Source organism: Mucilaginibacter sediminis (genome assembly GCF_051903035.1).
Taxonomy (GTDB): Bacteria; Bacteroidota; Bacteroidia; order Sphingobacteriales; family Sphingobacteriaceae; genus Mucilaginibacter.
Map to the genome: position 1 here is coordinate 1,465,950 of NZ_CP170602.1, position 12,984 is coordinate 1,478,933.

Annotated in this window: 13 protein-coding genes; 3 read left to right on the top strand and 10 right to left on the bottom strand. The window is 42.1% G+C overall.

The features are described from left to right. Positions 1-12: 12 nt before the first annotated feature. A complete protein-coding gene (locus ACFGVS_RS05680; protein WP_147051710.1) occupies positions 13-564 on the top strand; it encodes a NifU family protein in 552 nt (183 codons plus the stop codon). Positions 565-790: 226 nt separating this feature from the next. Here the strand turns inward: ACFGVS_RS05680 and ACFGVS_RS05685 are convergent, their stop codons facing one another. The 8 genes from ACFGVS_RS05685 to ppk1 all read right to left on the bottom strand — a co-directional run bounded on the left by ACFGVS_RS05685 (position 791) and on the right by ppk1 (position 8,843). After that, the gene (locus ACFGVS_RS05685) at positions 791-1,582 is read right to left on the bottom strand and encodes an inositol monophosphatase family protein (RefSeq protein ID WP_439697818.1); all 792 of its coding nucleotides are present in this window, start codon (positions 1,580-1,582) and stop codon (positions 791-793) included. Further along, positions 1,548-2,033: a GtrA family protein gene (locus ACFGVS_RS05690; RefSeq protein WP_439697819.1), complete on the bottom strand. Its 486-nt coding sequence runs from the start codon at positions 2,031-2,033 to the stop codon at positions 1,548-1,550. The genes ACFGVS_RS05685 and ACFGVS_RS05690 overlap by 35 nt, the downstream gene beginning before the upstream one ends. Further along, entirely contained in the window at positions 2,026-3,192 is a 1,167-nt protein-coding gene (locus ACFGVS_RS05695) for a prolipoprotein diacylglyceryl transferase (protein ID WP_439697820.1), read from the bottom strand. Before ACFGVS_RS05695 ends, ACFGVS_RS05690 begins: the two co-directional genes overlap by 8 nt. 29 nt (positions 3,193-3,221) lie before the next feature. Next, complete coding sequence (gene mtaB, locus ACFGVS_RS05700; protein ID WP_439697821.1) at positions 3,222-4,541, bottom strand: tRNA (N(6)-L-threonylcarbamoyladenosine(37)-C(2))-methylthiotransferase MtaB; 1,320 nt, start codon at positions 4,539-4,541, stop codon at positions 3,222-3,224. Positions 4,542-4,670: 129 nt separating this feature from the next. Beyond that, complete coding sequence (locus ACFGVS_RS05705; protein ID WP_439697822.1) at positions 4,671-5,009, bottom strand: NINE protein; 339 nt, start codon at positions 5,007-5,009, stop codon at positions 4,671-4,673. 174 nt (positions 5,010-5,183) lie between these two features. Continuing rightward, positions 5,184-5,747, bottom strand: coding sequence for a UbiX family flavin prenyltransferase (locus ACFGVS_RS05710; RefSeq protein ID WP_274213642.1), 564 nt, complete (start codon positions 5,745-5,747; stop codon positions 5,184-5,186). A gap of 169 nt (positions 5,748-5,916) precedes the next feature. Then, complete coding sequence (locus ACFGVS_RS05715; protein WP_274213643.1) at positions 5,917-6,795, bottom strand: Ppx/GppA phosphatase family protein; 879 nt, start codon at positions 6,793-6,795, stop codon at positions 5,917-5,919. A 2-nt stretch (positions 6,796-6,797) separates the two neighbouring features. Beyond that, positions 6,798-8,843, bottom strand: a complete 2,046-nt coding sequence (ppk1, locus tag ACFGVS_RS05720; protein ID WP_439697823.1) for a polyphosphate kinase 1 — start codon at positions 8,841-8,843, stop codon at positions 6,798-6,800. Between the two features lie 187 nt (positions 8,844-9,030). Between ppk1 and ACFGVS_RS05725 the strand changes: the two genes are divergently transcribed. Both ACFGVS_RS05725 and ACFGVS_RS05730 read left to right on the top strand, forming a co-directional pair. Further along, a complete protein-coding gene (locus tag ACFGVS_RS05725; protein WP_439697824.1) occupies positions 9,031-9,522 on the top strand; it encodes a YajQ family cyclic di-GMP-binding protein in 492 nt (163 codons plus the stop codon). Positions 9,523-9,541: 19 nt separating this feature from the next. After that, positions 9,542-10,378, top strand: coding sequence for a KilA-N domain-containing protein (locus ACFGVS_RS05730; protein WP_090652679.1), 837 nt, complete (start codon positions 9,542-9,544; stop codon positions 10,376-10,378). A gap of 87 nt (positions 10,379-10,465) precedes the next feature. Here ACFGVS_RS05730 and bioB read toward each other — a convergent pair whose 3' ends face one another. Next, complete coding sequence (gene bioB / locus ACFGVS_RS05735; protein ID WP_090652680.1) at positions 10,466-11,467, bottom strand: biotin synthase BioB; 1,002 nt, start codon at positions 11,465-11,467, stop codon at positions 10,466-10,468. Between the two features lie 57 nt (positions 11,468-11,524). After that, complete coding sequence (gene mgtE, locus ACFGVS_RS05740; RefSeq protein WP_274213649.1) at positions 11,525-12,880, bottom strand: magnesium transporter; 1,356 nt, start codon at positions 12,878-12,880, stop codon at positions 11,525-11,527. Positions 12,881-12,984: the final 104 nt, after the last annotated feature.

The window sequence follows — 12,984 nt, forward strand, 5'->3', positions numbered from 1 at the left end:
ATAGAATTTTCGATGAATATCAACGTATATACCGAATCAACGCCAAACCCGGCAACAATGAAGTTCATTGTGAACAAGTTGCTGATTAATGGCAGTGCCGATTTCGCTACCAAAGAAAGCGCCGATAAATCACCTTTCGCTAAGGAATTATATAAATTTTCGTTTGTAAATGGTGTTTTCTTCGCCAGCAACTTCGTTACCATCACCAAAACCGATGAAAGTGACTGGGCTGATGTAGAGCCAATCATGAAAGAGTTTGTAAAAGGTGCGGTTGAATCGGAACTGAAGATCCAATTAGAAGAGCAGTCGGAGGAAACAAACTTCGAAGGATCTGAAACTGAAGTTAAAATTCAGCAGATATTGCATGACTATGTTCGCCCGGCTGTTGAGCAGGACGGTGGTGCTATATCCTATCGTTCGTTTAACGAAGGCGTAGTAACTGTCGAGCTTCGCGGTTCATGCAGCGGTTGCCCGTCATCAACAATAACGCTTAAAGCCGGCATCGAAAACCTGCTTAAACGTATGGTTCCTGAAGTTACCGAAGTGGTATCTGAAGCACTATAATTACCCACGAACCTCACTAATTGAATCGAATTTCGCGAATTGAATTAGAGACAGGAATGGCACCAATTTATTCGAATTACACAAATCATTGTTCGAATAAATTGGTGCCATTGCATTTGTGGCAATTTGATCTGATTTTTTAAAATTATCCTTTAAAAATCCGTAAAATTCGATTCAATCAGTGAGATTCGTGTGTATGAAATTCAATTCGTGATATTCGTGTGTATTACTTGAAATATTTCTGTATGGCCGTTAGCATCTCCCCTGTTATTATACCATTGCTGGCCAACAATTCCCTTGTTTCCAGCACTTCACTTCCACCTTTAAAGTTTACTACATCGCCACCTGCCTGTTTTACAATTACAATTCCGGCGGCTACATCCCAGGCGTTCAGGTTGTATTCGTAAAAGGCGTCAAAACGGCCGCAGGCGGTGTAAACCAGGTCGACAGCTGCCGAACCAATGCGACGCAGGCCGTGGCTGCTTTTCATCAGTTCAGTAAATAGTTCAATATATTGGGCCTGCTTGGTAAAATCATAGTAAGGGAAACCTGTAGCGATAAGACTTGTACTTACCGTAGTATTTTTGCTTACATGGATTTCTCGGCCATTCAGATAAGCCGGAGCATCTTTCCATGCGTAAAAACATTCGTCCTGGTTTATTTCATACACAACGCCCGCTACCAGTTCATCATATTCTTTTAATGCTATACTTACCGAATAAGCCGGCAGGCCGTGAATAAAATTGGTAGTGCCATCCAAAGGGTCGATAATCCAGTTATACCGGTCGCCCACTATTGTAGTGGTTTTTTCTTCGGTGATGAAACCAGATTCAGGTAGTACTTTTTTTAAGCCTTCAACAATAATCCGTTCGGCTGTTTGGTCAACGTATGAAACCATATCATTGAGGCCTTTGTATTCAATTTTATCAGGGTCGAACGCTTTGCGTTCCTGCCTGATAAAATCGCCTGCCTGTTTGGCTATTTCAATTACCTGTTGCGTTATGTTTTGGAGTTGCATGTTTACGTAATGATAAGCTGAATGAAAATACCTTATGAATAAAAAAGCTTGCAAAAAACAAGCTTAAAGCAGCACCTATGCGTGCCACAGGAGGATAAATACCGAAAGCCTGGATCAAAATTTTTATAAGCGCCAGGTTTGCAAAAAAACCGACGCAAGCCACTGCAACAAAGCGAAAAAACTGCTTATAAGCAGATGATTTTGATTCGGTGAAAACAAGAGCGCGGGTAATAGCGAAATTGACTATAACCCCAAGCAAAAACGAGATGGCTAACGATAAAGTGGAATTACGGAAAGTGTATGAACCTATGAGGTAAGTGCGCCGGGCTAACAGGTTGTGATAAAAAAGATAAAAGGCAGAGATATCGACTAAAAAACCGGCACCGGCCGAAAGTACAAACCTGAATACCTGGTTATTTAACAGCTTGTGAGCTTGTTTTTTATTAGCCATGCTGTAACGTAGCTGTTTTTTTATTTTTTAAACCGTTGACAATTAACAACGCGCCACCAATAACCATGATCAGCGAAATCATTTCGGCCTGGGTAAAGCTGATACCAGCCACATGGTATTTTGTATTTACGCGTATCAGTTCGATAAAAAACCGTTCAACACCGGCCAATATCATATAAATACCAAAAAGCACACCTGAATTTTTTATCTGTTTGCGGATACTCCACAGGAACGCAAATAGTATCAGGCAGATGATACATTCATATAACGATGTTGGGTATACGGGGTATTGCAGTTCATGACAAAATTTACCTATGCAATTTGCCAGTGGAACGCCCTCGTCATTAACATTGTGCGGGAATTTAAAAGACCATACCCAGTCAGGCGCCCAGCTCAACCAGCCCGGTTTCGGCGCAAGGTTTACCACCCCCCAATCGCCATCGCCCGACATTTGGCAGCCAACACGGCCTAATGCATAAGCCAGCATCATGCCCGGCCCGCCAATATCCAGCATATCTAAAGGCTTAACGCCGTTTTTATTGGCTATATATAACACTGCTGCGCCGCCGCAGATGAGGCCACCATAAAAAGTAAGGCCGCTAAAACCTATTAGCATACCAACCGGGTCTTTCATAAAATCGCCCCAGTTTTCAAGGGCATTAAATAATTTAGCGCCGGCAAAACCGAATATAGCAGCCCACAACAAAATGCTGCCCATCATTTCATACGGGTGTACGGTTACTTCCCTGTTTTCGGGCTTGGCTAATTTTTGCTTTTCGCTTTCGTAATAAGCCCAGTAAGCAAAAGCTACCGCCCCTATAACGCCGCCAATCCAATTACCCCTTAACGACAGCAGGAAACCCTGTGTATCATCTAAAAGTGTATGATAATTTAATGCCGAATCGATTAATTTATAACCTAAAATAAAACCAAATACAGCGTTACCGGCCAATTCGGCTGCCGAAGCAGGTTGCCCAACCAGTACTGTTCTTTTTGATGAATGAAGAATCCCCAGCTTCTCTTTACGTTTAAATTCCTGAACAAAGGCCCAGTATGCTGCCATAAAAGCTATAGCCACAAAAAAACCAAATGTTTGTATTGGCAACGGAAAATTAAAACCGAAAAGATATTGCAGAAGCGATGTTATGGTTGGAAACATAGGTTGTATTTTGAAGCGAAGATAGCGTTTTAATGAACTAATATTTCTTCGCCTTCTGTTATTTCGACATCACCATCCGGTGAAATATTTGTTAAGCAAACCTTTTTCAATTCGTTTACCAATATAGGGTCGTATTTGGCCTTTACCTTTACATAATTGCGGGTAAAGCCGTGCATAAAGCCATCTTTTATGTCACCTTCAAATAAAACCTCATCGGTTTTACCCAACTGGGTTTCGTAAAAAGCCCGGCGTTTCTTATCGGACAATATGTGCAGCATTTTACTTCTATCCGCCCGGGTTGAACCAGGTACTGCGCCTTTCATTTCGGCCGCCAGCGTATTTTCCCTTTCGGAGTAAGTAAATACGTGCAGGTATGAAACGTTCAGATCGTTTAAAAAATTATAGGTATCAATAAAATCTTCACGTGTTTCGCCGGGGAACCCTACAATAACATCAACCCCAATGCAGCAATAGGGCATCAGTTCTTTTATTTTGGCCACCCGATTTACATACAGGTCGCGTTTGTAGCGACGACGCATGAGGCCGAGTATCTTGTCGGAGCCAGATTGAAGCGGGATGTGAAAATGAGGAACAAACCGTTTTGAAGTAGCCACAAAAGCAATGATCTCGTCAGTAAGCAGGTTTGGTTCGATAGAGGAAATGCGGATCCGGTCTATCCCTTCCACCTCGTCGAGGGCTTTAACCAGGTCAAAAAACTTATCCTCCCGTTGCCCGTTGCGGATCCCGAAATCACCCAAATTAACACCGGTGAGTACTATTTCTTTTACCCCCGAAGCACTTATCTGTTTGGCCTGTTCAATTACGTTGGCAATGGTGTCGCTCCTGCTGGCGCCGCGGGCCAATGGGATGGTACAAAAGGTACAGGAGTAATCGCAACCGTCCTGAACTTTCAGGAAAGTACGGGTACGGTCGCCAAATGAATAGGCCGGTACAAACTGGTTGGCCTCGCTTACCGGTTGGTTGTATACAACTGCTTTGGGCTTTTTGGTAAGGTCGGTAATATGATCAATAATCTGGAATTTTTCGGCAGCACCAAGCACCATGTCGACACCGGGTATTTCGGCAATTTCCTGTGGCTTTAGCTGGGCATAGCAGCCAACTATGGTTACGTAAGCATTCGGAGAGATTTTGAGTGCTTCCTTCACTATCTTTTTACACTTTTTATCGGCGTTTTCGGTTACCGAGCAGGTATTGATCACAAAAACATCGGGCGTGTTTGAAAACTCAACCGTATCGTAACCGGCCTGGGTAAACATCCGGCCTATCGACGAAGTTTCAGAGTAATTAAGCTTACAGCCAAGTGTATAAAAAGCGACTTTCTTATTCATTGCAAAGCTGCAAAGATAAGCAATTAGTGAATTACTGAGCTACTGAATTAGTGATTTTACTTTGGGGTTAATTATTTATAGCTAATCCTCCCGATAACATGCACTAATAAAAATGTGATTAAAAACAACTTATGCCAATACTTTGCTCTTTAGCCGGGCGTATTCTTCTTCGCTTAGTATACCTTTTTCTTTTAGCATATGAAGTTTATGTAATTGCTCTGATAGGCTTGGCTGCGTAGCAGCGCTACGGTAATCGGGCGCATTAACAACAGAACGCCGTTTGATTAAAGCATTACAGGCATCAACCTGGCTGCCCAGGGTAAAAAGATCAAGAATCCACCCGATGCCAGCCAGGCCAAGTGTGCAAAAATAAAGCATACCAACGCCTGTTTTATTGAGATAAAACTTGTGCGCACCCAACACACCTAAAAAAAAACATAAAATGTACGCAGTCGACTTAGATTTCATTATTCGGGTGAACCTGAGTTTAATTTTGGCTTAACCAAGGTAATAATTTTCTTAATGTGTACAAAACATCCGGCATAATTTGGTTGGGCATACACACGGCCCGGGCTATGGAATCAATATTAAATCATTAATAATGAGGCTATTTAACAACAACCGATAAACCTTAAGCAATAATTATATCCCCTTCCACTCATAGCTTTCGTTCTGCAAGCCTATGAGGTCAATAACCCGGTTCACTACCGTCATCGCCAGTTCCTCGATAGTTTGTGGTTTGCTGTAGTATGATGGTATGGCGGGGCAAATAATCCCCCCGGCCTCGGTAACAGTGGCCATATTGCGAATGTGAATAAGGTTAAAAGGGGTATCGCGGGCAACAAGGATAAGCTTGCGACGTTCCTTCAATATTACATCAGCAGCGCGGCTTATCAAATCGTCAGATATTCCTCCTGCTATCCGTCCCAGGGTGCCCATAGAGCAGGGCACAATTACCATGGTATCAAACTTTGCCGACCCCGAGGCAAAGGGCGCCATGAAATCATTTTTGGCATAAAACTTATAGTTTTGCTTGCTGTAATCGTCGTTCCCCAACTCAAAGCGCCAAACATCTTTCGCGTTATCCGACATCACAACGGCAACTTCGGCAATTTGATCTTTTAGCTGGTTTAGCTTTTTTAACAACAGGTGGGCATAAATAGCGCCGCTGGCGCCGGTGATGGCAACTACAATCTTCTTCTTCATTATATCTCTCCAACAATCCAAAAATACGGGCATAAAAAAGGGTCGAATACAAGTACCCGACCCTACATCTACCTATGAAAAACATGCCCTTGAGAGGGCACTACAAATGTACTAACAGTTTTTATATTATAAAGCAAATTTGTAAAAATATTTTTACGTTATCTTTTTGTTAAGATAAATTCGTATCTATTAAGGTTTGAATTATACCGTCAACCATACCTACGCGGGGTACGTATATCTGTTTTATCCCCGCATTTTTCATAACCGTCAAATAAATTTCGCAGGCCGGAATAATAACATCAGCCCTATCCTGGTTTAAACCAAGCACATTAATGCGATCTTTAAGCGAAAACGAATTAAGGTAAGTATACAGTGATTTTAGCTTGGCAAAAGCCATCGGGGTCTCGTCTCCTTCTTCGGCTAAACGGTGCAGTTTATTAATATTGCCACCTGTACCAATGCCCAGCAGCTGTTTATATCCACGTGTATGTTCGCGGATAAACTCCTTCATTTCATCCCAGGTTTCTTCGGTATCCTGGTTGTCCAGAATACGGATAGTGCCAATATTGAACGATTTGGAGGCCATTAACTCACCTGCCGAAAACAAAGAAAGTTCGGTACTACCGCCGCCAACATCAATGTATAAATAACTTTTGCTTTTATCAATGGTTTGCTCGGCATGGCTGGCGTAAATCACCTTGGCTTCTTTGGAACCATGAATAATCTCCAAATCAATATTAGCTTGTTCCTTAATCAGTTTAACAACATCCTCGCCGTTTGTAGCTTCGCGCATGGCCGATGTGGCATAGGCCAGGTAATCTGTTACCTTATAAACATCCATTAAATTGCGAAAAGCGCTCATTGATTTTACCAGATCGGCAGCTTTTTTATCCGAAATACTGTGTTGGATAAAAGCGTCATCGCCCAGGCGTAAAGGCACCCGGATCAACGTATTTTTTTTGAACGAAAAGGAACCGTGATTTTCAATAATATCGGCAATCAGCAGTCTTACTGCATTTGAACCAATATCTATAGCTGCGTATCTCAACTTTATTTGTTTTTAGTTTTCAGGTAATTGTATATCTCAATTTGCGCCCGGTGCGATTCGGCCGCGTTGGTTTTGTGGTATTTATTGCTGTTGGCACTATTTATTTCGCGCGCCTTGGTATTATCCTGCAATTGAATATTAATAATGTCTTTAACTTCCTTTTTTAAGCGCTCGTCTAAAATCGGGAAACCAACTTCAACCCGGGTATCAATATTTCGGCTCATAAAATCTGCCGAAGTAAGGTAAATCAATTCGTCTCCCCCGTTACAATAAATGTGTACGCGGGCATGCTCCAGGTACTTATCCACGATACTTATCACTTCAATATTCTCACTGAATCCCTTAACTCCCGGCACAAGGCAACACATACCCCTAATGATCATTTTTATTTTAACACCCGCGTTACTTGCCTGGTAAAGTTTATTGATAAGCCCTTCATCGGCAAGGCTGTTCATTTTTAGTATCATATAGGCCTTTTTGCCCGCCTTCGCATTTTTTATCTCGGTATCTATCAGTTTGTAAATAGCCGGCCTGGAATCAATGGGCGATACAATCAAGGTTTTCAGTCCTTTGGGCAAGGTGTTCCTCTTGAGCGATCTAAATACAACATCCAAATCGTCGGTTATTTTTTTGTTTACCGTAAACAGTGTATGATCAGCATATATCCTGGCTGTCTTTTCGTTAAAGTTCCCGGTTGATAAACAGGCATAATGCACAATCTTTTGTTTTTCCAGGCGGCTAACCAGGCATATCTTCGAGTGTACTTTGTAGCCTGCTATACCGTAAAGTACATTTACGCCCTCCTCTTCAAGCCTGTTGCTCCAAAATATGTTATTCTGCTCATCAAACCTTGCCCGCAATTCAACCAAACAGTTTACCTTTTTACCGTTTTTGGCCGCATTTACCAGAGCGTGTACAATTCTTGAATTTTCGGCCAACCGGTAAACTGCAATGCTTATCTCTTTAACTTTTGGATCGATAGCCGCCTCACGCAAAAAATGGATAATGTAGTCATAAGATTGATATGGGGTACTCACCATATAGTCCTTTTTTGCGATAAGGCCCAGCAAGCTTTTACCAAACGAAAGATCTTCTACGGGCAAAGCCGGATATTTAACAAATTCCAGGTCGGGGCTGCCTACATTTGGGAATGAAATAAAATTCTTGAAGTTATGATACCTGTTGCCAGGGATAAGGCTTTCGCCGTGCAGCCCCATTTTAGTTACCAGGTATTTTAGCATATCCATGGGCATCTCGGTATCGTAAAGCAAACGCATTGGTGTACCCTTTTTGCGTTTTTGAAGGCTTTTTGATAATGCATCTATGAATTTGCCGCTCACTTCCTTATCCAGGTCAAGTTCGGCATCGCGGGTAAGCTGTAGGGAATATGCTTCGATGCTGTCGTGCTCAAAAATGAAAAATATATCTTCCAGGCTGTACCTTATAATATCATCCAGCAGTATAATAAATTTCAGATTGTTGGTTTCGGGCAACACAACAAATCTTGACAAACTGTCCGGAAACTCAATCAGCGCATAACGCGTTTTTTTATTTTTGGTAAGCTTTACAAAAAAGTAAATAGCCCGGTCGCGTAGTTCAGGTAGCGGCAGGCTATCATCAAGCATAATGGGCACCAAAGTGGCCAGCAGTTTTTCCCTGAAATAATTTTTAACGAACGCCCCGCGGCTTACGTTAAGCTGTTTGTCATTCAGGATAAATATCTTTTCTTCAGCAAGCTGTTTAACAATAATGTTTTCATACAGGTTATTAAACTTACGTTCCTGCCTTACAACAATATTTTTGATTTGGTTAAGGAGCTTTTTAGGATTATAGCCTAATATTTCTTTCGATTTTTCGTTTAAAGCGGCAAGCCGTGTCATAGTAGCCACCCTCACCCTATAAAACTCGTCAAGGTTTGATGAAAATATAGCCAAAAAGCGCACCCGCTCAATTAAGGGCACAGTTGGATCGGCAGCTTCCTGCAAAACCCTGTCGTTAAAATATAACCAGCTTATTTCCCTGTTAATTAATGGTGGTTGTTTATCCATAAAATTTGTGCCCCTTAGGCCACGTGTACAAAACTGCTTATTTATTTGTTAATTTAATATTAACTCATCTACATAAAACCTGTTTTTAATGATTATTATTTAGTGTGTCATGTAAACAAATTGATAATGGCGCTGTGTAAATGTTTACAATACATTAGTTTTGTAAACATTATAAACTCTTTTACTTATGCCAACATTTGATATAGTAAGCAAAATAGATGGGCAAACGCTTGATAACGCCATCAATACCGCTAAAAAAGAAATACTTAACCGTTACGATTTTAACGATTCAAAAAGCACTATCGACCTGGATAAAAAAACAAATGAAATAACCATCGTAACCGAAAACGAGATGCGCCTTAAAGCCATCCAGGATTCCATCATCGGCCGCATGGTAAAACAACACCTGGATTCAAGCGCGCTTGATTTTGGTAAAGAGCAATACGCATCGGGCAACATGATCCGCAAGGAGATAAAGGTTAAAGAAGGTATCGACAAAGAAACATCCAAAAAGCTGGTTAAAAAGATAAAAGACAGCGGCCTTAAGGTGCAAGCCTCTATCATGGACGACCAGGTGCGCGTACAAGGCAAAAAAATTGACGACCTGCAAGCGGTGATCAGCCTATGTCGTACCGAAAACTTTGGCCAGCCGTTACAATTTATTAATATGAGGGATTAAGGGAAATAAAATCATATCCATGTCGACAAAAGGTAAGAAGTCAACCATTAACGTTCAGGGAACAGAAATAACTGTTGTTTCTTTGAAAGAGGACGACTACATATCACTCACTGATATGGCTAATAAGTTCGGTGGCGATGATTTGATATATAATTGGATGCGCAACCGTAACACTGTGGAATTTCTTGGGATATGGGAACAAATTCACAATCCCCATTTTAAAGGTGTCGAATTCGACACCTTTAAAAAAGAAGCAGGCCTTAATAGCTTCAGGCTGACGCCCAAAAAATGGATAGACGCAACCTCAGCAATAGGCATCCAATCAAAGGCAGGCAGGTATGGAGGCGGAACATATGCACATCGTGATCTTGCATTTGAATTTGGTTCATGGCTTAGCCCGGAATTTAAACTTTACCTGATCAAAGAATTTCAGCGTCTAAAAAATGATGAAAATAATAGGCTATCATTAAACTGGAACTTAAATCGCACGCTTGCCAAAGTAAACTACCGTATCCATACAGATGCTATAAAGGAAAATATAATCCCTCCCGATATAACAAAAGAGCAAATACAACATATTTACGCCAATGAGGCGGATATATTAAATGTAGCATTATTTGGATTAACGGCTAAACAATGGCGGGATAAAAATAAAAATTCAGAAGGCAATATTAGAGATCACAGTTCTATCGAGCAGCTATTGATATTGGCCAATATGGAAAGCATGAACTCTGAATTTATAAGGATGAATTTAACGCAAGGCGAAAGACTAAAAAAATTAAATCAAATTGCAATTCAACAATTGAGATCATTAACAGGTAATTCGAATTTAAAAAAACTGGATGACGAAAAATAAATACTCTTTCAGATAGTAAACTTCTTATTTCTCTAAAAACAAGAAAGGCGCATTAATTGCGCCTTTCTTGTTTAAAACGGCAAGCAACTACCCCGCTGCTTCCATTTCTTTAACTTCATTTGGGCGGCCGTTTTTGAAGGCTTTGCGCGGTGTAAGGCCAAGCAGTTCAAACATGGCCATATCGGTATCAAATGATGGGTTTGGTGTGGTTAAAAGCTTTTCACCTGCAAAAATAGAACTGGCGCCTGCCATAAAGCAAAAAGCCTGCTCAACAGTACTCATTTCGGTACGGCCGGCAGATAACCGCACTACCGAACGTGGCATAATTATACGAGCGGTAGCAATCATCCTTACCATATCCCAGATAGGTACGCGGGGCTGATCGGCCAGTGGTGTACCAGCTATGGGCACCAAAGCATTGATAGGTACCGATTCGGGGTGCTTGGGCAGGTTTGACAATGTTTTCAGCATCGAGATCCTGTCTTCAACGGTTTCGCCTAAACCAACTATGCCACCGCTGCAAACTGTAATTTTCGCTTTACGTACGTTTTTAAGGGTATTTAACCTGTCGTCATAAGTGCGGGTGGTGATAATACGCTTATAATCTTCTTCAGATGTATCTAAATTATGGTTATAAGCATACAAGCCGGCATCTGCCAATCGTTGCGCCTGGCTCTCGGTAAGCATACCCAGTGTACAGCATACCTCCATATCAAGGCTATTAACAGCCTTTACCATGTCAATCACTTTATCAAAATCGCGGTTATCGCGCACTTCGCGCCAGGCGGCACCCATGCATAAACGCGATGCGCCACCGGCTTTTGCTTTTTCGGCAGCAGCAATAACCTCATCTTTAGGCATCATGGCATGTACATCTACACCGGTATTATAACGGGCAGCCTGTGGGCAGTAAGCGCAATCCTCAGAACAGCCGCCGGTTTTAATAGAAATCAGCGAGCTGATCTGTACTTCGGCGTAATCTTTATTTTCGCGGTGTACGGTTGCCGCGCGGTAAACCAGGTCGAGTAATGGGGTATGGTATATTTCGGCTATTTCTTCTTTTGTCCAGTCGTATCTTACTTCAGTCATATCTCAAATTTTGATGGTTCAAATTTATAATAATATCGTATAAAACGCCAGTAACGCTTAATGCTTCAACAAAAGCCTGGTAGCCAGGTACAAGGGCAATAAAAACCCGGCGCAATCGGTAAAGGTGGTAATAATAATAGACGAAGCCACCGCCGGATCTATCCCCACCCTTTTTAATACCAACGGTATAGATGCCCCGGTAATACCCGCGATGATGAGATTTCCTGTCATGGCTAAAAACAAAACGAGACCAAGCATGGGGTTGGCATCATAAAACAGGGCGATGCAAAAAACAACCAGTCCGTTGGCGGCCCCGTTAAGCATGCCTACTAAAAATTCTTTTAATACTGTATTATATGCCTGGCTATCGGTAAGGTTACTTAACGATATACGCCTGACTGTTACCGCAAGGGCCTGCGTGGCTGCATTACCGCCCATACCTGCTATAATGGTCATGTAAGCGGCTATGCCTTTCACCTGGGAAACGGTATCGTCAAAATGCCTGATCACCGATGCGGCCAGGTAAGCAGTGGCCAGGTTAATAACCAGCCATGGCAAACGACTTTTTACGGCATCTTTCCAGTTACCGCTCAATTCCTCGTCTTCAGATACACCCGAAATCTTTAATATATCTTCGGTATTTTCCTGCTCCATTACGTCGATGATATCATCAACGGTGACCCGGCCAAGCAGCTTCATATGGTCATCAACAACCGGGATGGTTGTTAAATTGTATTGCGATATTAGGCGGGCAACCTCTTCCTGGTCAAGCTCGGCCCTTACATATACAGGGTCGCGTTTTACCAGGTCGCTCACTTTGGCATCCGCATGGGCTTTTATAACATCTTTTATCGAGAGGATGCCTTGCAAGGTGTCGGCATCGTCAACCACGTAAATGGTATAAAACTCCTCCATCTCTTCCGATTGGCGAATGATCTCGTCCAGTGCCTCTTTTTTATCCAGCCTGATGTTTACTTTGATGAGTTCGGAGTTCATCAAACCGCCGGCAGTATCTTCGGCATAGTTCAAAAGCGCGCGGATGCTGCTGGCATCATCGGCATCAATATCTTCTAATATTTCCTGCTGCTCATCTTCATCAAGCTGGGATATGATGTCGGTTGCATCGTCATAATCCAGCTCTTCAACTATCTCGCTTCTTTTTTCAGGGTGGAGGTTCAGGAGCAGCTCGCCGGGGCTGTGCTCCTCATCCATTTCGGATAAAACTTCAGATGCAACGTCAGTCGGCAGGATATTGATGATCCTTTCCTTATCCTCCTGCTCAAGCTGTTCAAACAATAAAGCAATCTCCGAGGCGTGATATTCCTTCAGAACTTTCTCTAATTCAGCATCATCGGCCTCAAGAGCCGTTTTGATGCGGAGGAGATCGGTTTTATCTAAGTCAAAAGATTGCATATCCGACGAAAATAAACATTTATGCCGCAATTACGACATTAAAATGAGGTTAAATCGGGGCTATTTTCGAGGTGTGTTGGTCTGTCACCCCTTGACGTTTAAAA